We start from the raw sequence: 21593 nt of genomic DNA, 5'->3' as shown, positions 1-21593 counted from the left end.
CAAATAGTGCTTGCCCGAGAGCACTGGTGGCGAAGCGTGTCTATGTCAGGATTCGCGAGAAGGAGGGTTTCAAACATCGGTGGCTCTGGCGAGCACCGTGCTTTTGGGGCACCTATGAATGGGAACTGCACGCTGTGGACACTTAGGGTAGCGTGGTTTGAAAGCGTTTTCTTTGCTTCGTTTCTTTGTCGCTTTGGACAAAGAAATGACGTGCCGCCACGCACAGTGGCTAACAGTGCTAAAGAAATAAGCCGACTCAGGCAGACCGCTAAGGCTGAAAGCAGCACCCCGGCATTGACTCCGACCGCTAACGCTGGAACCTGGCACCCCGGCACTGACTCCGACCGCTAACGCAGGAACCTGGCACCCCGGCATCGACCCCGACAGCTAACCCCGAAACCTGGCAACCGGACACCAACCCCGACCACCAGCCCCGGAAGCCCCACCCCCACCCCCAAGTGCGAACGACCTCAGAATGGCAAATTGGCGTCAGCCTTCTCCGCCAAAATGACCCGCCGAAAATCTTCCTGAATACGCTTCAGCGCGTCCTCGCTGTCAGCCTCAAACCGCATAACCACCACCGGCGTGGTATTTGACGACCGCGCGAGCCCGAAACCATCCGGATATTCCACCCGCAGCCCGTCAATAGTCAGCACATCGTCCGCACCGGTGAACTTCGCGTTCTTCTGCATCTTCGCAATCAACTCAAAATTCTCACCCTCATTCAGCTTCAGCTGCAACTCCGGCGTAGACAACGAGTTCGGCAAATCATTGAGCAGCTTGCTCGGATCAGCCACCCGCGACAAGATTTCAAGCAGCCGCGCACCGGTATAAAGGCCATCATCAAAGCCATACCAGCGATCCTTGAAAAACACGTGACCGCTCATCTCACCCGCCAACGGCGCACCCGTTTCACGCAGCTTCGCCTTGACCAGCGAGTGACCCGTCTTCCACATCACCGGCTCGCCACCCTGGTCCCGTACCCATTTAGCCAGGTTCCGCGTGCACTTCACGTCATAAATGATCTGCCCGCCCTTGTTGCGCGACAACACTTCCTGCGCAAACAACATCAACTGACGATCCGGATAAATGATCTGGCCGTCCTTCGTAACCACACCCAGACGATCACCGTCGCCATCGAAGGCAAAACCGATTTCCGCATCCGTCTCCTTCAACGCCTTGATCACATCCTGCAGGTTTTCCGCATGCGCCGGATCGGGATGGTGATTCGGGAACGTCCCGTCAATATCCGTGAACAACTCCACCAGCTCGCAACCCAACGCCTTGAACAGACGCGGCGCAAGTTCGCCAGCCACGCCGTTACCCGCATCGATCACGATCTTCATCGGGCGCACAGGCTTGATGTCGCTGACAATCCGGTCAAGATAGACCTGCTGGATATCGTATTCGGTGTACGTGCCCGCACCGCTCGTGAAATCGTCATTCACAATGCGCTGATACAACGCCTGGATCTGGTCGCCATAGATCGCGGCGCCGCGCAACACCATCTTGAAGCCGTTGTAGTCGGGCGGATTGTGACTGCCCGTCACCACAATGCACGAGTCCACTCGCCGCTCACCCGAAGGCAGCGCGAGCGGCACGCTGGCGCCGAAATAACCGACGGGCGTAGGCACCATGCCAAGGTCGACCACGTCCACGCCGGCTTCACGCAAACCGTCAGCAAGCGCGCCAACAAGTTCTGGACCCGACAGACGGCCATCACGGGCTACGACGACCGAGTCGCCACCCTGGGCACGGATCTCGCTGCCAAACGCGCGGCCAATGCTGCGCGCGACGCCGGCATCGACGGTTTTGCCCACGATCCCGCGAATGTCGTAAGCCTTGAAAATGGACTGTGTAACTGATACTTGCGGTGACTGGCTCATGGAATGGCTACCTGACTAATAATTTAAATGGTTCCGGGGCATCCCGAAGCGTCCCGGGTCATGGAGACCCCTTGATACAGACATGCGGCCAACAATCACGACCTGACTCACAACCTGACTCGGCCAACGCACGAACGGCCAGAAACAATACCGGACGAAAGGCGAAAAAATAACGAAAGAAATTCGTATCGCGTGGCCTCGAACCCGCTGTCACCCTTTCGAGCCCCCCTCAGCGAGTGTCGACCACGCGTCAACCACGCGGTTGCGCACACTGTTCGCACCTATAATCGCAGTCTTTCCGCGCGGACCTGCGCAAATATTCTAATCCAATGCCCGGACGCTTTTTCACCGCGAAGTACAAACGTGACATCGAATGGCGGGAAACCGCATGGTGGTTGACGGCTCCCGACAGCATGTCTGCAAGGATCGCAGCAAGCCCGGGCGGCTGTCTTACCGCAAGTGCCATGCCTATTATGGCCACTGCAATGGCCACTGCAATAGCCAAGACAACGGCCACGACAGCCACCGCAACGTCAGGCGCCGCCCGCGGATGCTGAAACGGATCAAGAACCCCGACGTTACCAAGGCGCTGGCGAACATCGTCTGGCTCGGTCTCGAACGCCTCACGCAGATCGCGGTCGCCATTGCCATCAGCGGGCTGCTCGCGCGCTACTTTGGTCCGGATGTCTTCGGCAAATGGCAATACGCCAACACGCTGCTGCTCGTGCTCTCGCCCATCACCTGGGTATGCGGCGCCGAAATCCTCGTGCCGACCATCGTGAATCGCCCACCAGGCCAGCTTGGCACGGTGCTCGGCAGCGCGTTCGTGTTGCGCATGGGTGTATCCGCGGCCGCGCTGCTGGTGACTTGGCTCCTGACGGGGATTGGCATTGCAACGGGTTTCACCGATCCCCTCGTCGGCGCCATGCTCGCCGGCCTCGCCGTGACCATGCTGTTCCGCGAGCCGTTCGTCGGTGTAATCAATGCGTGGCTGCAAAGCATGACGTACAGCAAGCCGCAATTGCTGACCAGCATGCTCACGGCGGTCGCCAAAGCGGCACTCGTGTACCTGCTCGTGCGCGCAGCGGCAAGCCCGGCGCGCTTCGGCTGGCTGTGGGCGCTGGAAGCGGCGGTCATCGGCGGCGTCTTGATGCTGTACTACATACATCGACACGGCGGCAAACTCGGCTGGCACATCGACCGCTCGCTGTTGCGTCACTTCGCCAGCGCCGGCACGGTGTTCTGGCTCGGCCTCATTTGTATGTACCTGTTCCTGAAGCTGGACCGGCTCATGCTCGAACGCCACATTTCGTTCGCCGACCTCGGCCGTTATTCCGCCGCGCAGCAACTCAACGAAAACTGGATCACGCTCGCGCTGATGCTCGCGCAGACGATCGCGCCGGCATTCGTGTATCGCGTGCACGATGCAGTGCAACTGAAGCGCAACGTCGGCCGGTTGATCGCCATGACGGCCGCGCTGATGATCGGCGGCGCGATCGTGCTGGACCTGCTCGCGGGTTTCATCATCTCGCGCGTGTTCGGACCGGCTTATACCGACTCCATCAGCATTTTTCGCTGGGCCGTGTGGCTTTCGGTGCCGGCGGGTATCGAAGCGATCGGGAACCTAGTCGTGCTTAAATACCAGGCGAAATTCGTGTTGCTCGCCAAGTGGCTGCTGGCGCTGGCAGTGGCTTTCGTGGTGAACCTGATCGCCATTCCGCGCCTGGGCAGCTACGGCGCGCTGATCGGGCTGGCGGCAGGCTATCTCGCGGCGGCATCGGTTAATTTCTACTACATCCGCTTCAGGCTGCAGGTATGACGGCTTTTTCATCCACCTCGGCCACCATGCCCACCACGTCCATGTCACCTCCGACGCTCGACGACGTCGCCGTGCTGATCCCGGTGTTCAACGCCCAGCACGACCTTGACCGCACGCTCGCATCGTTCTGCGAGCGCGCGCCGGTGCGCGTGCTGATCGTCGATGACGGCAGCCTGCCGCCCATCGTCGCGCCGCCGGTTGCGAACCTCTCGATCGATGTGCTGCGGATGCCGCGCAATGGCGGGATCGAGCTTGCGTTACAGACGGGCGTGGCCGCGCTGGCGGAACGGGGCGTCAAGTACGCGGCGCGCATCGATGCGGGCGATCTGGCGACGCCGTATCGGCTGGAAAAGCAGCGCGCTTATATGGAGGCGCATGCGGAAACGGCGGCGCTCGGCATGTGGACGCACGTGGTAAGCATGGAAGGCGCACCGCTGTTCGATCTTCGCCCCCCCGCCGGCCCGGCCGCGATCCGCCGCGTCATGCTGCTGCGCTCATGCTTCTCCCATCCGACGATGATGCTTCGCGTCACCGCCGTGATGGAAGCCGGCAACTACCGCGCGGAGTATCGCGCGGCTGAGGACCTCGACCTGTTCCTGCGCCTGATGCAACGCCACGACTGCGCAAACCTGCCGGAATTCGGCGTGTATTACGAACTGAACGAGCACGGCATCAGCGCGACGAAACGCCGTACCCAAACGCTCTCCACGCTGCGGCTGCAATTGAAATACATGCGCCTGACGAACCTGCCCGACTGGCTCGGCGTAGCGAAAAATATCGTGCATCTGATGCTGCCTTACGGCGCGGTGCGCGCGTTGAAAACGCGCTTGCTTCACGCATGATGTAAGCCGTTGCTTCAAGCCTTTATTTGAACCTTCGTCCAGCGCCTGACCTACCGTATTTAAAACCGATCGAATGAACGCAGAGAAATCCCGCCTTCGCATTGCCCTCGTCTGCAACACTGCGTGGGCGATCTACACCTATCGGCGCGGCTTGCTGCGGATGCTGATAGAACGCGGCGTGGACGTTTCCGTGATCGCGCCGCGCGACCGGACTTTCGCACCGCTCGAGGCAATGGGCTGCCGGTGCGTGGAGCTGCCGGTAGCGTCGAAAGGCACCAATCCCCGCGATGACCTGAAGACCCTCGCCGCGCTGGTTCGCGAGTACCGGGCCACCCGGCCGCACATGGTGTTTCACTACACGATCAAACCGAACATCTACGGCTCCATCGCGGCGAAACTCGCGGGTGTACCGTCCATCGCGGTCACTACCGGGCTGGGTTATGTCTTCATCCAGAAGAGCCGGACGGCAAGTGTAGCGAAGCGGCTTTACCGTTTTGCGTTCCGGTTTCCGCGCGAAGTATGGTTCCTGAATCAGGACGACCGGCAGGCGTTCATCGACCAGGACCTGCTGGTTCATCCGGAGCGCGCGCGACTGCTGCACGGCGAAGGCGTCGATCTCGGCGATTACGCTTTCCAGCCGCTACCGCGTGCCAACCCGCAGACGGAAGGCTTTTTTTTCATTTTAATTGGCCGTCTGCTGTGGGATAAAGGCGTCGCGGAATACGTCGATGCAGCCCGCCGGCTGCGCGAAAAATATCCGTACGCGCGGTTCCAGTTGCTCGGGCCCGTGGGCGTCGACAACCCCAGCGCCATCACGCTCGATGAAGTCCAGGCCTGGCAGCGGGAAGGGGTCATCGATTACCTCGGCGAGGCGCAAGACGTCCGCGCGTTTATCGGCAACGCGGATTGCGTAGTGCTGCCGTCGTATCGCGAAGGCGTGCCGCGGACCTTGATGGAGGCGTCGGCGATGGGACGCCCGATTGTCGCCACCGATGTCCCCGGCTGCCGCGAAGTCGTCGAAAACGGCGTAACGGGCCTGCTGTGCGACGTAAAAAGCGCCGACAGCCTCGCGCAGCAGCTCGAACGTTTGCTGCTTTCAAGCTACGAAGCGCGTGCCGACATGGGCGTGGCCGGCCGCGCCAAGGTGGCGCGCGAATTCGACGAAAACGCAGTCGTCGATCGTTATAAAGGCACAATACGCGCGGTTACCGGCGTTTCACTCTAAATCACCCTCCGGGAGCGTTATTCATGACTGGTCACACAAGCGCGAAGGGCACGATCCTCGTGACGGGCGGCGCCGGTTTTATCGGCTCGCATACTTGCGTCGAATTGCTGAACGTTGGTTACGGCGTCGTCGTGATCGACAACCTCGTGAACAGCAACTCGGAGTCGCTCAAACGTGTCGAGCAGATTACGGGCAAGAGGCTGGCATTCTATGAAGCCGATGCCCGCGATGAAACCGCCCTCGCCCGCATTTTCGATGAACACGCCATCACCGGCGCGATCCATTTCGCCGCGTTGAAATCAGTGGGCGAATCGGTAGCGAAACCGATCGAGTATTACCGCAACAACATGGACAGCCTGCTCGTGCTGCTCGACACCATGCGCGCGCGTGACGTAAAGAAAATCGTCTTCAGTTCGTCGGCAACGGTGTATGGCGTGCCGAAAAGCGTGCCTATCGACGAAACGTTCCCGCTGTCGGCAACGAACCCCTACGGGCAATCGAAGCTCATTGCCGAGCAGGTTTTGCGCGATCTGGAAATCTCGGATCCCGCCTGGCGCATCGCGACGTTGCGGTACTTCAATCCGGTCGGCGCGCATGAGAGCGGCTTGATCGGCGAAGATCCGGCGGGCGTGCCGAACAACCTGATGCCGTATGTGGCGCAAGTGGCCGTGGGCAAGCTGGAACGCCTGCGTATTTTCGGCAGCGATTACGCGACCCATGACGGCACCGGCGTGCGCGATTACATCCATGTGGTCGATCTGGCGCGTGGTCACATCAAGGCGCTCGATGCGCTGGAATCGCTTGATAGCAGCTTTGTCGTGAACCTGGGTACGGGCACGGGTTACAGCGTGCTGGATGTGGTGAAGGCGTTCGAAGCGGCGTCGGGCAAGCCCGTGCCCTATGAGCTCGTCGCCCGCCGTCCGGGGGACATCGCCGAGTGTTTCGCCGATCCGGCCGCCGCTGCAAAGCTGCTTGGCTGGCAAGCGGAACATGGCATCGAGCGGATGTGCGCCGATCACTGGCGCTGGCAGTCGCAGAACCCCAGGGGTTTTGCCTGACGTTTTAGTTCAGGCGCGGCCTGGTCTTTATTCAGGCCCCGCCTGACGCGTTCTTTTTAGCGGTTATTTTTCATGCTCAGTTTTGCGCTCGGTTTTCTCGTTTCGCTATTCGTCACGCTGCTGATCGTGCGGTTTGCCCATTTGCACGAAGGCCTTTCCGGCGATAGCGATTTTGCCGGCGTGCAGAAGTTTCACGCGCGGTCCGTGCCTCGTGTTGGCGGGATCGGAATTTTGGTCGGACTCACTGTGTCGGCCGTGCAGCTTCGATGGACCTATCCGGTCGTATCGAGCGGAATTCTCGCCATTGTTGCTTGCGGAATGCCTGCTTTTTTCTCCGGACTCGTCGAGGACCTGACCAAGCAGGTCACGCCGGTCATACGGCTGGTTTGCACGATGGCCGCGGCCGCGCTTGCTTACTTCCTGCTGGGGATTGCTGTGACGCGTATCAGCGTTCCGCCGCTGGACTTCCTGCTGACCTACGGGGTCATCTCGTGTCTCGTGACCGTAGTTGCTGTGGCGGCGTTAGCCAACGCGATCAATATCATCGACGGCTTCAATGGGCTCGCATCCATGGTCGCGTTCATGATGTTTGCGTCGCTCGCGTACGTGGCGTTCCAGGTTCACGACCCGGTGGTGTTGTCCGCATCGCTGATCATGATGGGTGCGGTAATGGGCTTTTTCATCTGGAATTTTCCCGCCGGGCTGATCTTTCTCGGCGATGGCGGCGCTTATTTCATCGGCTTCATGCTCGCCGAGCTGTCCATCATGCTCGTGATGCGCAATCGCGATGTCTCAGCGTGGTTCCCGGTGCTGCTGTTCATGTACCCGATCTTCGAGACGTGTTTCTCGATCTATCGGAAGAAGTTTATTCGCGGGATCTCCCCCGGGATTCCCGATGGCGTGCATCTGCATATGCTGGTGTACAAGCGCCTCATGCGCTGGGCCGTCGGTGCGCAGAACGCGCGCGAGATCACGCGGCGCAATTCGCTGACATCGCCGTATCTGTGGCTGCTGTGTCTGGTTGCCGTGATTCCCGCCACGCTGTTCTGGCGGCACACGCTGCACTTGTTCTGCTTTGTCGTGGTGTTTGCGATCACCTACGTATGGCTGTACGTCAGCATCGTCAGGTTTAAATCACCACGATGGATGGTGTTCCGGCGGGCTCATCCGGTGAAGAAGTAGCGGTTCGAGCGCCGGCAGTCTGCTCGGCCGGCGCGTTCCTTCGTTTTAGCTCGATGCAAACTCAAGCAAGTCCGCGTTCACCTTGTCAGCCTCGACCACGCACATGCCGTGCGCGCCGCCCGGATACACCTTGAGCGTCGCGTTCTTGACGATCTTCGCTGACAGTCTTCCCGCTGCATCGATCGGCACGATCTGGTCGTCGTCGCCGTGCAGGATCAAGGTTGGGACATCGAATTTCTTCAGGTCTTCCGTGTAGTCGACCTCCGAAAATTCCTTGATACACAAGTAGTGCCCCAGTATCCCGCCCAACATTCCCTGCGCCCAGAACGTGTCGATCACGCCCTGAGATTTCTTGGCGTTGTCGCGGTTGTAGCCGAAGAACGGCAGTGCCAGATCCTTGTAGAACTGCGAGCGATCGCCCGCCACGCCTGCGCGGATTCCATCGAATACATCCTTCGGCAAGCCACCCGGGTTCGCTTGCGTCTTCACCATCACCGGCGGCACGGCTCCGATCAGCACGGCCTTCGATACCCGCCCAGTCCCATGGCGCCCGATATAACGCGCGACCTCACCACCGCCCGTGGAATGGCCCACGAGCATGGCATCCTTCACGTCCAAAGCGTCGAGCACAGCGGCGAGATCGTCGGCGTAGGTGTCCATGTCGTTGCCTTGGCCCGGCTGGCCGGAACGCCCATGTCCACGCCGGTCATGTGCTATGACCCGGTAGCCTTTCTGGACCATGAACAGCATCTGCGAATCCCACGCGTCTGCATTCAGCGGCCATCCATGCGAAAACACCACTGTTTTGCCCGAACCCCAGTCCTTGTAGAAAATCTCCGTGCCGTCCTTCGTCTTGATCGTGTCCATCGAACGTGCTCCTTAAGGTGAGATAACGCGCTACGTCTGCCGCCCGTCACCTAGGGCGTTGGCGCCACGCGTGGGGAGTGGCGAAGGCTTGCCGTGCCTTTGCCGTGCGAATCCTGCGCCCTTCATGCGACATCTCGATGTTTTCTTCAAGCTTCGATTGATCGTATGAAACGGCGAGGAAATTGATCAGAATCTGGTCCAAAACGCGAGTGTTCGTACAGGTTAGGCGACGAAAGCCATGTAGCAAAGACTTGCTGAAAGGGTCGGACGGCCGACGCACGGCATCCCGTCTGCACACTCGCGTCCCCGCCGCCTTACTGAAGTTTTTCACCGGCTCGATCCATCTTCAATGCGCACCGCAACAACGGAATTCCTCGGGGAAATGCGAATTAATCTATCGCATTAGTGAGTCTGGCTTATCTCGCAGGAAAGCAAATGCTATAGAACTTATTACCCGTGATTACCTGAAGGCTATTGAAAATTCCTGTTTTTACTCATTCAGAACGACCAAGTGGGTCAAAGCAAGGGTTGCCCTATTGGTACAATTGCTTATGTCTGAACATATCCTATTGCAACTATCTGGTCCCTTAACTATCGTTGTATAGATGCATCAGCAGGGTAACTTTATGAAAAGAAACATCATATATTCACCTCCGTTTTTCCCCTTACTCGTAAATACCACGCTTTGACGATTGAGTGGCTTTTCGGCAGCGCTGCCAAGAGCCTATTGAAGTTCGTCTATAAAAAAAGCAAACGATAAACAGCGCAAATAAACCAGATTGGAGACCCACAATGAGCTCGCACACCGGCAGCCCAATTACCGGTTCACCCGGATTTTTTTCTAAAGAAGCAACCGTCGCAAAACCTGGATTTTCGCGCTGGATGGTTCCGCCCGCCGCGCTGGCGGTGCATCTGTGTATAGGCCAGGCTTACGCGTTTTCCGTGTTCAACGCGCCGCTCACGCGGGTAATCGGAATCACGGAATCGGCCCCTGACGACTGGTCGCTGACCACGCTTGGCTGGATCTTTTCGCTGGCCATCGTGTTTCTCGGGTTGTCGGCGGCATTCGCCGGCAAATGGCTGGAGAAGGTCGGCCCGCGGCGCACCATGTTCACGGCGGCCTGCTGCTTCGGCGGTGGTTTCCTGGTGGCGGCGCTCGGCGTGCATCTGCATCAGATCGTGCTGGTCTACCTCGGCTACGGCGTGATTGGCGGGATTGGGCTGGGGCTGGGTTATGTCTCACCGGTGTCCACGCTGATCCGCTGGTTTCCTGACCGGCGCGGCATGGCAACCGGCATGGCGATCATGGGCTTCGGCGGCGGTGCGATGATCGCGGCCCCGGCTTCGGTCGCACTGATGAACCACTTCAAGAGCGCGACGAGCAACGGCGTGACCGAGACCTTCGTGGTGCTGGGCATTGTCTATTTCATCTCGATGTCGATCGGTGCGCTCGCTATCCGCGTCCCGCGTCCGAACTGGACGTCGGCGGGCTGGACGCCGCCGGTGACCAACGGCAACAAGATGATCACGCGCAATCACGTGCATATCGACCAGGCGTTGAAGACGCCGCAGTTCTACCTGATCTGGCTGGTGCTGTTCCTTAACGTGACGGCCGGGATCGGTGTGCTGGGCCAGGCGTCGGTGATGATCCAGGAGAGCTTCAAGGCATCGATCACGGCGGCTGCCGCGGCTGGTTTCGTGGGCCTGCTTTCGCTCTTCAACATGGGTGGGCGTTTCGTGTGGGCATCGGCGTCGGACTGGATCGGACGCAAGAACACCTACTTTGTCTTCTTCGCGCTCGGTGCGGTGTTGTATCTGCTGGTGCCGCAATTTGCGCAGAGCGGCAACGTGGCGCTCTTCGTGCTCTCGTATTGCGTGATCCTGTCCATGTACGGCGGTGGCTTCGCGACCGTCCCGGCGTATCTCGCCGATATGTTCGGCACGAAGTTCGTGGGCGGCATTCATGGACGCCTGCTGACCGCGTGGGCGGCAGCCGGTATCGCCGGTCCGGTGCTGGTGAACTACATTCGCGCGTATGAAGTGGCGCATGGCGTGGTCAAGGCCGAGGCTTACACCACGACGCTGCATATCATGGCGGGGCTGCTGGTGATCGGTTTCATCTGCAACTTGCTGGTGAAGCGCGTGCATGAGAAACATCACATGAGCGCGTCCGCACTCGCGGCGGATTGAGTCCACCGGCTGAATCCACTGACCCTACTCTAGCTCGGAGAATGCAATGAACACCCATACCAACCCGAACGGCGAGCTCGACGCGCGTCCGTCCAACAAGCTGCTGCTCGGCGTGTTCTGGATCTACGCAATCGTGCCGCTTACATGGGGCGTGATCAACACCCTGGTCCAGGCGACCAAGCTGTTTCATTGACGCTGAAGATTCAACGTCTGAAAAAACCAGAACGCCAGCTTGAACAGCTGGCGTTTTTTATCGCGCTTTGACTCTGGATCAACCCTGACGCTCAAGCCGGCGCACCCGCCATGCCGCCGGTGACCTGCCGCGCGACTGCCAGATAACGTTCGGCGGTATCGGCCAACGTAAGGCCGCCTAGCGGCCGCTGCGCCCGCCCTTCTCCCAACGCGGCGACCAGCGCGCTCGCATAGGCCGAGATGTCCTCCGGATCCAGAAGATGCACAGCCGGAAAATCCACCGCGAAACTGAACGGCCGGATGTCGCTGGCGACAATCGGCACGCCCGACGCTAGCGCCTCCAGGAACGCGATGCTGTGACCTTCAGAACGCGACGGCATCGCGAACACGCTGGCCTTGAAGAGGATGTCGGAGATATCCGAACGTGGTCCTTCCACCGTGACCTGCTGCTCGAGCCCAAGCTTCGCCACGAGATCCTTCACCGCCGTGAAATACGCCGGATCTTCGACCACTCCGACCAGCAGCAATCGCGCGAGCGGCACCTGCTGCGCGACCTCCTTGAACGCATGCACCGTCTGCAACTGGTTCTTCACCGACGTGTAACGCCCGATCTGCACGATCTGCGAATGGTCATTGGCAAGATCGGCATCCAGCCCGGGCGAGAAGCGCGCCACGTCCACGCCGTTTGGAATGAGCTGCATCGACGGATGCCGTCCAACGGCGGCCACATAATCGTCGAGATTCGTCGGCGATACCCCGATCACCGCCCGCGCCCGCCGCGACAACACGCGCTCGATGCGCCGGAACAAACCGCGCTCGAAGTCGTTGGTCGCGGAATGCATCACGTACACCACGGGTGCCGATATGGGCAGTGCGCGCACGTAGAAAGCGGGAATGGTCGCGTGGGCAAACACCACGTCCGGGCGATAGTGGTGGACCGCCTGGTACAAATGCCACAGCTTGCCTAGCGGGCCGTGGAATCCGCGGGGAAACATGCACTCCACACCGTTGGCATCGAGTTCCTGGCGCAGCGTGACGAAGTCGTCGTGTTGGGGCCGCAGCGACGTGATGCCAACAACTTCGCCACTCCTCTGCTGATGAATCGCGAGGTCCTTGGCCAGCACTTCCGCCCCTGAGAGGCGCGGGGCGAGAACAAGATGAAGGATGCGCATCACGCCTCCCTGGCAATTCGAAACAGCATCCAGCCGGCGGCTGCACCGAGGCCGACCGTCATCGCCCAGGCAATGCCCGTGACGCCCCATAAATGGGTGGCGAACGGCACCGTGACCAGCAGCACCACGGCCTGGATAATGGACGCGTGCGTGGCGACCTTCGGCAAGCCCACAGCACGCAAATACGACACCAGCACGGCGATCATTGCACCAATCGCCATGTTGACCACGAAGATCCTGAAAAGCGGCACAGCGGGCAGCCACGCGGTTCCCAGCACGATCTGGAACAGCGGTTCGGCGACGAGGCGCAAGATGATCACCAGCACCACAAGACCGCCCGCGATCAGCGCAAGATAACGGCGGAACAACCGTGCCGCGAAATCCGCATCCTTGCGGTGATGCGCGGAGAACGTCGGAAACAGGTATTGCGACATCGCAATGGCGGCGTCAGCAAGCAGCATCTGGGCGAGCTTCGAGGACATCTGGTACGCGCCCAATTGAGCCGGCCCGAGCAGCTTTGCCACGATCACCTTGTCGAACTGATTCAGCAGCAGGTTCACCACGCTGCCCGCCCAGATCCAGCGGCTGAAATTCACGTAATGGCCAATACCCCTCCACGACAGCCGCAACGGCGGGCGCGGCGACATGGTGGTCCAGGTCAGGACCGTCTTCAGTGATTCTCCCGCCACCATGCCGAGCAGTACCGAATAAGCGCCTGCGCCGGCAAGCGCGAAGGACAGCCCGATCGCGCAATCCAGGAAGGCCGACGACATCTCCACGCCCGCGATGCGCATGAATCCGCGCTCGCGCGTGACGATGTAATACGCCGGCGACGCCACGCCGCGAATCAGCGGCAACAACGCCGCGAGTTGCAACAGCAGCAGCGAGCCGCCGAGATGAAACTGCTGGTTCATCAACGGTGCGGCGCACACGATCAGCACCGCGATCAATCCGCCGCGCGAAGCCAGCGTGGTCCACACCGCGCCCAGTTGCGAGCGGTTCGGCGTTTCGCGGCCCTGCACGACGGCTTGTGCGAGGCCGGTGTCGCTCAGCGCTTCAGCGATAGCCACCGCCAGCAACGCCACGCTGACGCTGCCGATTGCGGAGGGCCCGAGAATCCGGCCGATCGCCAGGAACTTGATCGCAACGAAGCCCCGCACCACGATTTGTTGCAACAAGACCCAGATGGCGGCGTCCTGGTCGAAACGCACGCTCGCGGTGGAAAATGGTAAGCGAACTGCTCTCACAGACATTCCTTGCGTCGGGACGATTTTTTGTAGTTGGAGCGTGGCAAACGGATTGCCCGCGAGACGTGACTTTGCATGAACGATGTAACCCCAAGGTTTCCGCAACGGTAACGTGGCGCGCCCTGTGCCGTGCGCCATCTCGTAGTCGATATCGGCCCTCGTGTGTGCTGGATCACTGTCTTTTTTCGCCAGAGGAATACCCTGACTTTGGCGGTTGCGCAGCCTGCAGCAATGCTAGTGTTGTCGTTATCGACTGATGTTTGGTGTGGCGCGCCTGGGCGGCGCCCAGTCCGATCCGGCTGTTTCACGTGAACTTTTTGCACATTGCGGCCCGATGCCACGCCCTTTTTGTACGCTTTTAAAAAAACAATGACTATGGCCAATGACACGCTCGACACCGTGCTGATCGTCGAACCGAATTTCACCGGGCATCGCTGGCGTTATGCCGAGTGGGCGGCAGCGGCTTACATGGAGGCGGGGTATCGGTGCGTGATAGTGACCGACCCGGCGAACGCGGGGCACTCGCTCGCCACGCGCATCGCGCAGGAGAACAAGCCTGAGTTGCAGATCCAGTTTGTCGAGCCGCTGCGACACGGCCGCCGCGGCTTGGCGAGGGTCAGCTATGTGCGGTTTTTTCGCGATTTCAAGCAGGCATTCGAGATCGCCAGCCGCAACCGGAAAGTCGCGCTGGTCGTGGTCCCTTACGTCGATTATTTTTTTTACTCGCTGCCGTTCACGGGTTCGCCGTTTGGCGCAACGCCATGGGTGGGCATTACGATGCGGGCCAGCTTTCATCATGCCAAGGTGGGCGTGAAGGCGCCGCGTGAGCCCCTTGTGAACGCGGTCAAGACGCAATTATTTCTGCGTGCCATCCGTACGCCGGGATTAAAGACTCTGCTGACCATCGACCCCACGCTGACCGAGTGGTTCGCGCGCACGGGTCGCACGGGTCATCAGGCAGGCCGTAGCGCGGCGGTCCAGTATCTCGCCGACCCATTCCCTGACGCGAAGGCTACGGAGCCACTGGCGGCCCGTCAGCGCCTGGGACTTGGCCCTGGCAGGCACGTGCTTGTCTATGGTGCAATCACCGAGCGCAAGGGCATTCAGGAACTGGTCACCGCGCTTGCAGAGCGGGTCGGCTCTGACCCGCTGACGCTCGTTGTCGCGGGGGCTCAGGACGACGAGACTCGCGCGTTCTTTTCTTCAGCAAGTGCGTTATCGCCTGCGGCGGTTTTCATCGACCGGTTCATTACCGCCGAGGAAGAACTCGACCTGTTTTCCGCCTGCGACGTGGTCTGGCTTGGTTATAAAGGGCACTACGGCATGAGCGGCGTATTGGTCCAGGCTTACCGGTTCGGCAAGCCCGTGGTCGCCACGGCCGACGGGCTGATTGGATGGTTTTGCCGGACGGGAGAATTGGGGCCGGTGGTCGAGGATTTATCGGCTGCGTCGATTAATCGCGCATTCGACAAGGTGTTCGAGGAGCGGCCGGCAGCAGCGCCGGCTGGGCCGCATTTGTTGGAACGCAACACGTTGGGTCACTTCAAGCAGACGTTGCGCCAAGCGATTATTTGAAGCGTCGAGAGCCGGCGGCGCAGTCAGCGCGCCGTGCCACCGCCGGCTAACCTCATGCGGCCCGATCATGCAGCGTCGCTGCCGGCCGTGAAGACGGCGCGATGGTTGATAACCTCGCGCGAATCCGCCTACGCATTGGTTCTTCAAAATACTGAAAGATCACGACGCTCAAGCATATTGCGAAGAGCATCGCGATCCATCCATTCGTTTGCCGGAACCCGGCGATAAACGCCAGATGCGCTAACGGCACATGAATGAGGTAAAGCGAATAGCTTGCCTCACCAAGGCGCACGAGCCAGCGTTGATTCAGAATGCCGATGACGGGACGTTCCAACAAGACGAGACCGAGGATAAGCGCGGCAAAGAACGGCGATTCCAGATAGTAGGCGGGGGAAACCGGACGCCAGGCTGCCAGGACAATGATCGCAACGAGTGCCACGGAAATCAGCGCGACGCCGTGATAGTGGAGCGAGGCGCCACGCGAGCGCAACTCATCGAACTTGAGCGCGGCGCAAATTCCAACAATGAATTCGAACAGATGCGTCACCGGGAACTCGGCGACGAGAAAGCCGTAGCGACTAGCTGGCAGCGCATGCTGAAGAAGCACGATCCACAGCCCCTGAAGTATCCAGAGTCCCGCGCAGACGACGAACAATGTCCGCACTCTCACTGCCTCGAGCCTGCGCAGGAGCAGCGGAAATAACGCATAGAAGAACGCTTCGCAGGAAATGCTCCATGAGGGCCCATTCCAGGGTTGATTGATTGCGGCGAATGGAAACCATGCGTTCAGCAGTAACAGTTGGCAGATCAGGCTGACGCCGAGTGAGAGATAAACCGAACTCTTTAACGCGTACCACTCGAGCATGAGTGATGAGTCGCCGCCATTGAGCAGATAGGCAGTGACGAGCGCCGCGAAACCCAGTGACAGAAGCGCAACCGGATAGATTCTGGCGAAGCGGGCGATATAAAAACGTGCCGGGCCTTCGGTACCGATCGTTTTCCGGTACGTATAGGTCAGGATGAAACCGGAGAGCACGAAAAATAGGGACACGGCGGGACGCCCGCCATCCACGAAATTAAAGAACCACTTGGGAAAATTGAGTAAGCCCAACTCGGTGAAATGCGATAACACCACGGTCAGGGCCGCAAGAAAACGGATGCTGGTAAGCGCTGGCATTACCCCCCCAGACTTACCTATTGCTGTGCTCATTTCGACCCCTGTCTTTTGCTGGGAATGGTAGCAGCATCGGGCTGCAAGGCAGTATCGGCGTGGCGCGGCCCGGCTATTGTTTGGCGGTATTGCACTCGCAAAAGGGGCCGGCGGATTGCCTGTCTGAGCCAGCACTGCTCAGACAGGGCGCCGCACTGCGGATCCTGTCGACTTGGGTAATAAAGGTCGTCGATTCGCGACCTGTCTTCGCACCCCAAGCGACGGTAATGAAGTGCTTCCAGGAAGTGCTTCCAGGGTCGTGCCCAGATAACAAGCTGGCACACCCGGGCAAGCGCCCTACAACTCGGTCAACCAAGCGGAGAAACGCGCTTAGGCCAACGTGGTTTCAACAAATGCGCTCAGGACACATGCGTGCTCACCACGGGCACTTCCATTTCGCCTTTGCGCTTGGCCGGGAACAAAGCGTCACGAATCTTGAGGAACGGGAATTCGATTGCACGCGTGGTTACATAGCCAATCACGATCGCGATGCAAAACTGCGCGCTCAGAACAATCGCCCAGGCGGCAAGTGACGGAACGTGCATGGCAGCCATCTTGCGAATCAAGATTTCGGCGGGCGCGAGCGCCAGCGAATGCCACAAATAAATGCCGTAGGAATACACACCAATCCACGCCACCGCGCGATACGCAATCGAATGGCGGATAGACCCCGAATATTCGATCGCGAGCACGATCGCGGCCGTGAAGCCGATAGCCTGGATCGTGTAGCCGATACTTTCGTCGAGCGCATAGTGCGGCGTGGCCAACACAAGCCATGCAATCAGCCCCGCCACCATGCTGAGCAGCAGCCATTTCTGACTGGCGAATTTCTTGTAAATCTCAGGTTTCATCCAGTAGAACGCGGCGAGGATCACGCCGAACAGCAGGCTGTCTATGCGGTACTGTGTCTGGAAAAACGCGGCGTCCAGATCACCGTTCGACACCACCGCGCAACGCGCGATCAGGACAATGCCGCAGATCCCCAGCAAGGTGCCAATGATCGCATTCGCTCCCACCTTGAAGCGCACGAAAAGCAGCAGTAGCGCGGGCAGGAACAGGTAGAAATGTTCCTCGACCGCCAGGCTCCAGGTCTGACTGATCGACGTGCCCAGGTAGTTCTGCAAGTGAGTCAGGTTCTGGATCAGGAAGGTGTCGGTGGGATGGCGCCCAGCGAACACATGGAACAGGATCAGCACGTAATACGCGGGCCAGATCTTGAAGATGCGTCGAATGATGAAGCGCCGTGCATCGATACGTCCTGCTTCCGAATATTGCTTCAGCAGCAGCCCGCCCACTAGAAAGCCGCTCAGCGTGAAGAACAGGTTGACACCCTCGCGGCCAAAACTTTTCAATGGATATTCGATCCAGCTAACAAACGAATAACCGGTCGTGACCGTGTGAAAGTGAAAGCCCATTACGGCGATGATCGCAATGCCCCGTACGAAGTCGAGCTCGATCGTCCGGTTCGATGTTTGTTGTGTTCGTGGTGTACCGAACAAGCCCATGGTGCTTCCCCTTTACGGCGGCGCGTACGCCCCGCGTCTTCGACCTGCGTTTCGGTATTTATTCCTGACTCTCCAGGCGAATTCCGCCGCCGTTTCAATCTTGACTGGCAGTTCCTGAATCTTCGTCTGAGCACTCCGGTTTCATCCGCCAACATCACGCCGTTCACGGACAGCACTGCGGGCTGTCGCACGCAAGCGACGTCTCGCGCGTATTTCCACGCGTTGCATTGCGGCGATTCGGCGACCTTCGGAATTCGCTGCAAACAGGCATTTCGCCAAGCGTCGCGTGGTTTCGGCAAGCGTCGAGTGCGCCGCCGCACACCGGGCGGCCCGTCGAATCACGACGAAAACTAGTGCTTAACCGCCTCTACCGATGCAGCCGATTCGGCCACTGCTATATTCCGAGCAACCAGCCAGCAGCCTCGGGGAAAAGCGCTGAGCGCCGGACACAGACGGTGCGTTTGGCGTGCCCGCAGACGCGGCGGAGCGCGTCGGCCGGGTCTCGCCGGAACCGTTTATGCGGTGCTTTTGTCATGCCATTCGGATCCCTCGCCGATTCACATCGAAAGTAAGTAGCCGAAAGTAAGCAGCCAACGGGTATTGAGCTGCTATGCGACCCATGCAACGGAAGGACTGATTCCGGCAAGGCATGCTCAGGAAAACGATCAAGCAACCGATGCCTGGATCCTTGTTCAGGTCGCACCGGGCGCCGAAATTCGAATGTCCGCAGCGAAGCCTCAAAACTGAGCGTTGAAGAGAGGAAGAGAGACACGCCATGCGCAACAAATATACGACCTTATGGATCTGGCTGCTTCTATGCCCTCTCGCGGTGGACTACAAGGCGGGCCTGGACGACGACAGCCACGCAATGCAGATCATCATGACGCTGCCGGTGCTCTTTGCCGGACTGATCCTCTGGCTCATCGCGCCGAGCTTCAGCCGGCGCTCGAGGTTTCGTTCGATCATTACAGCGGCGATCGTCACGACGGTGATCGGCAGCGTGGTGGCCCAGCTCATGCAGGACAATGACTTCGGCAACTATATGCGCACCGTGCTGCCCTTCGGGCTGTTCCTGCTCGGCTATCTTGCCGCATGCCGCCCATGGCAGGGCGACCGGCTCGAGCAGTTCGAGAAGGCGCTGTTCTGGTCGATGGTCCTCTCGCTCGTCTTCAGCTTCGTCTACGGCATCGCGACCAGTGGCGGCCCGCTCGACGATGTGCGCTACCGGATCATATCGGTGACCTTCCTTGGCTTGCAGGGCGTCATCCTGCATCAGTTCGTGGTGTCCAAACGCATCACCAAGGTCACGCTCGCGGTCCTTCTCGGCACTATCCTGATCGAGCTGCTGAGCGTGACGCGCAGCTTGCTGGTGGGCAGTGTCTTACTGTTCATCTTCGCTACGTGGTTGTCGGCGCCATCGGCGCGGCATCTGGCTAAAGCAGGCATGCGCGCCGTCGTCACCGGCTTGCTGATCATCGCGATGGCGGCTGGCGCGGTCTCGTTTTTCCCCGATGTCGCCGACCACTGGACGCAACGCATTTTCGCGTCGAAGGAAACGACCTCGGGCATGGATCCGACCACGATCACGCGCCTTGCCGAGATGAAGGATCAATACGACCAGGTCACATCCACGCCGTCCTCGCTGATTGCCGGCATGGGGTATGGCGCGGTGTATCACTATTCGCCCGACTATCTGCCCGACCTCGCGGGACAAATCTCCAAGAAGGACTTCTACGCAATCCACGATTTCGCTGCAGGCCACAACTTCTGGGTGTACCAGTTCTTCGCGGGCGGGTTGCTGTTCGGTCTCTGGATGCCGCTTGCGATACTGCTTGCACTGGGCCTTGGCGGCATCGCGTATCGCGTGTGGCGGCGGCGCGCGCCGGACCTGCTGTACCTGCCCGTGATGGGACGTTCGCTGATGCTGCTCGCGGGCTTGCCGGCGATGTCGATCGGCGGTAATCCGCTCGGTCCGCGTTACTCCGGTCTCGTGTTCGGCGTGGCGCTCGGATTGCTGGTCGCCACCTACACGCGTCTTTCGTATGCCATGCAGGAACGAGAAGCCCTGCGTCGCGCGCAGCAAGGACTACCGAAGAAGCGCCGGCCTGGAACACCCGCGCCGTCGCCTGCTCCGGCTGTCACTCCCGTCGCGATGCCGACGCCCGTATCCGCCCATGCGCCCGCGCTGAACGAAGGCCGCGACCCGACGGACACGTTGTCGCGCTTTACATCGGCATAAGGATGGAGCCGGCCTTTGCCGGCTGACGATCTACATCGATCCACCGATCAATCACCCAAGCGGCGCCTGGCAATGAAGATCCTGCATTTGTTATCGACTATCGACCCGCGTGCGGGCGGTCCGACCGAAGGCGTCCGGCAAAGCGGCGTGGACCTGATGTCACTGGGTCATGCCGTGGAGGTCGTTACACTCGACGACCCCGCTGCGCCCTGGCTCGCGGCGTTTCCGCTGACCGTGCATGCGCTCGGGCCGTCGCGTGGCAACTATGGCCTGACGCCGCATCTGGTGCCCTGGCTTAAAACTCACGCTCCGCGGTTCGATGCCGTGATCATCAACGGCCTGTGGCAATACCACAGCTATGGTGCATGGAAGGCGTTGCGCGAGCTGGACGTGCCTTACTACGTGTTCCCGCATGGCATGCTCGATCCGTGGTTCAAGCGGACCTATCCGCTCAAGCATTTGAAGAAAGCCCTGTACTGGCCGTGGGCGGAATATCGCGTGCTTCGCGATGCGCGGCGCGTGTTGTTCACTGCTGAAGAAGAGCGTGTGCTCGCGCGGCAATCGTTCCGGCTGTATCGGGCGAACGAGGAAGTGGTGGCCTTTGGCACCCACTCGCCGCCGGCGTTTTCTGCGCCCGTACGCGATGCCTTTCTCGCGGCTTATCCCGAACTCGATGGCAAGCGGCTGCTGCTGTTCCTCGGCCGGATCCACGAAAAGAAGGGTTGCGATTTATTGGTCAAGGCGTTTGCCGAGATCCGCGACATCGATCCTTGCGCGCACCTCGTGATGGCCGGTCCGGACAGTGGTGAATGGACACCTGCGCTGCAAAAGCTTGCTGGTGAATTGGGTATAGCCGATCGCATCACGTGGACCGGCATGTTGCTTGGCGACATGAAGTGGGGTGCGTTCCAGGCAAGCGATGCATTTATCCTGCCGTCGCATCAGGAGAATTTCGGCATTGCGGTTGCTGAGGCGCTGGGGTGCGGCCTGCCGGCGTTGATCTCGGACAAGGTGAATATCTGGCGCGAAGTGGAAGCGGATGGCGCGGGTTTTGTCGCATCGGACACGGTGGCCGGGACTGTTTCCAGTCTTAGGCGCTGGCTTGAGCTGGAGCCGTCGTTGGCGGGCGCGATGCGCACGCAGGCCAGGCAGACTTTCCATCGGCGCTTTACGGTCGAGGCCATGTCGAAAGACCTGCTGCGGGTGTTACAAGCGGATGCGAATTTCGCTCGCGCCGGTGGACGGGTTTTGGTGGGTGCTGGGCGGTGATGGGCGACGGTTGGGGTTGGTGATGGAATGCCAGGTTCTGGGGTTAGCGGTTGGGGTTGATGCCGGGGTGCCAGGTTCCAGCGTTAGCGGTCGGAGTCAGTGCCGGGGTGCCAGG

The 21593-nt window shown here is 60.0% G+C and carries 16 protein-coding genes; 10 read left to right on the top strand and 6 right to left on the bottom strand.

From position 1 onward, the window contains the following. Positions 1–470: 470 nt before the first annotated feature. Positions 471–1886: a phosphomannomutase/phosphoglucomutase gene (locus BSU04_RS22820; protein WP_089162703.1), complete on the bottom strand. Its 1416-nt coding sequence runs from the start codon at positions 1884–1886 to the stop codon at positions 471–473. Between the two features lie 550 nt (positions 1887–2436). Between BSU04_RS22820 and BSU04_RS22815 the strand changes: the two genes are divergently transcribed. The 5 genes from BSU04_RS22815 to BSU04_RS22795 all read left to right on the top strand — a co-directional run bounded on the left by BSU04_RS22815 (position 2437) and on the right by BSU04_RS22795 (position 8012). Next, positions 2437–3705: an oligosaccharide flippase family protein gene (locus tag BSU04_RS22815; protein WP_089162707.1), complete on the top strand. Its 1269-nt coding sequence runs from the start codon at positions 2437–2439 to the stop codon at positions 3703–3705. After that, complete coding sequence (locus BSU04_RS22810) at positions 3702–4547, top strand: glycosyltransferase (RefSeq protein WP_256983226.1); 846 nt, start codon at positions 3702–3704, stop codon at positions 4545–4547. Before BSU04_RS22815 ends, BSU04_RS22810 begins: the two co-directional genes overlap by 4 nt. Before the next feature lie 73 nt (positions 4548–4620). Then, positions 4621–5772, top strand: a complete 1152-nt coding sequence (locus BSU04_RS22805) for a glycosyltransferase family 4 protein (protein WP_089162702.1) — start codon at positions 4621–4623, stop codon at positions 5770–5772. Between the two features lie 23 nt (positions 5773–5795). After that, entirely contained in the window at positions 5796–6830 is a 1035-nt protein-coding gene (galE, locus tag BSU04_RS22800) for a UDP-glucose 4-epimerase GalE (protein WP_089162701.1), read from the top strand. Positions 6831–6902: 72 nt separating this feature from the next. Next, entirely contained in the window at positions 6903–8012 is a 1110-nt protein-coding gene (locus tag BSU04_RS22795) for an MraY family glycosyltransferase (RefSeq protein ID WP_089162700.1), read from the top strand. A gap of 45 nt (positions 8013–8057) precedes the next feature. Here BSU04_RS22795 and BSU04_RS22790 read toward each other — a convergent pair whose 3' ends face one another. Continuing rightward, positions 8058–8879 (bottom strand): alpha/beta fold hydrolase, encoded by an 822-nt coding sequence (locus tag BSU04_RS22790; protein ID WP_089162699.1) that lies wholly within the window; start codon positions 8877–8879, stop codon positions 8058–8060. Positions 8880–9671: 792 nt separating this feature from the next. On the opposite strand from BSU04_RS22790, the gene BSU04_RS22785 reads away from it, so the two are divergent. Beyond that, positions 9672–11069, top strand: coding sequence for an L-lactate MFS transporter (locus BSU04_RS22785; protein ID WP_089162698.1), 1398 nt, complete (start codon positions 9672–9674; stop codon positions 11067–11069). Between the two features lie 46 nt (positions 11070–11115). Beyond that, positions 11116–11262 carry an MFS transporter small subunit gene (locus tag BSU04_RS22780; RefSeq protein WP_089162697.1) on the top strand — a complete coding sequence of 49 codons (147 nt, stop codon included), beginning with the start codon at positions 11116–11118 and terminating at the stop codon, positions 11260–11262. A 91-nt stretch (positions 11263–11353) separates the two neighbouring features. On the opposite strand, the gene BSU04_RS22775 is transcribed toward BSU04_RS22780, so the two are convergent. Together BSU04_RS22775 and BSU04_RS22770 are read right to left on the bottom strand one after the other, a co-directional pair. Then, positions 11354–12433 (bottom strand): glycosyltransferase family 4 protein, encoded by a 1080-nt coding sequence (locus BSU04_RS22775; RefSeq protein WP_089162696.1) that lies wholly within the window; start codon positions 12431–12433, stop codon positions 11354–11356. Then, positions 12433–13680 (bottom strand): oligosaccharide flippase family protein, encoded by a 1248-nt coding sequence (locus tag BSU04_RS22770; protein ID WP_089162705.1) that lies wholly within the window; start codon positions 13678–13680, stop codon positions 12433–12435. Before BSU04_RS22770 ends, BSU04_RS22775 begins: the two co-directional genes overlap by 1 nt. A gap of 369 nt (positions 13681–14049) precedes the next feature. On the opposite strand from BSU04_RS22770, the gene BSU04_RS22765 reads away from it, so the two are divergent. After that, a complete protein-coding gene (locus tag BSU04_RS22765; RefSeq protein ID WP_373452853.1) occupies positions 14050–15255 on the top strand; it encodes a glycosyltransferase in 1206 nt (401 codons plus the stop codon). Between the two features lie 52 nt (positions 15256–15307). Here the strand turns inward: BSU04_RS22765 and BSU04_RS22760 are convergent, their stop codons facing one another. Beyond that, positions 15308–16432, bottom strand: a complete 1125-nt coding sequence (locus BSU04_RS22760; protein ID WP_256983225.1) for an acyltransferase family protein — start codon at positions 16430–16432, stop codon at positions 15308–15310. A 392-nt stretch (positions 16433–16824) separates the two neighbouring features. After that, the gene (locus BSU04_RS22755) at positions 16825–17970 is read right to left on the bottom strand and encodes an acyltransferase family protein (protein ID WP_089162693.1); all 1146 of its coding nucleotides are present in this window, start codon (positions 17968–17970) and stop codon (positions 16825–16827) included. 775 nt (positions 17971–18745) lie between these two features. Between BSU04_RS22755 and BSU04_RS22750 the strand changes: the two genes are divergently transcribed. Both BSU04_RS22750 and BSU04_RS22745 read left to right on the top strand, forming a co-directional pair. Beyond that, positions 18746–20209 carry a hypothetical protein gene (locus BSU04_RS22750; RefSeq protein ID WP_089162692.1) on the top strand — a complete coding sequence of 488 codons (1464 nt, stop codon included), beginning with the start codon at positions 18746–18748 and terminating at the stop codon, positions 20207–20209. 72 nt (positions 20210–20281) lie between these two features. Then, a complete protein-coding gene (locus BSU04_RS22745; protein ID WP_089162704.1) occupies positions 20282–21478 on the top strand; it encodes a glycosyltransferase in 1197 nt (398 codons plus the stop codon). Positions 21479–21593: the final 115 nt, after the last annotated feature.

Source organism: Caballeronia sordidicola (genome assembly GCF_002220365.1).
GTDB lineage: Bacteria > Pseudomonadota > Gammaproteobacteria > Burkholderiales > Burkholderiaceae > Caballeronia > Caballeronia sordidicola_C.
Note: the sequence above shows the minus strand (reverse complement) of the source record. Positions and strands in the feature narration are given on the sequence as shown.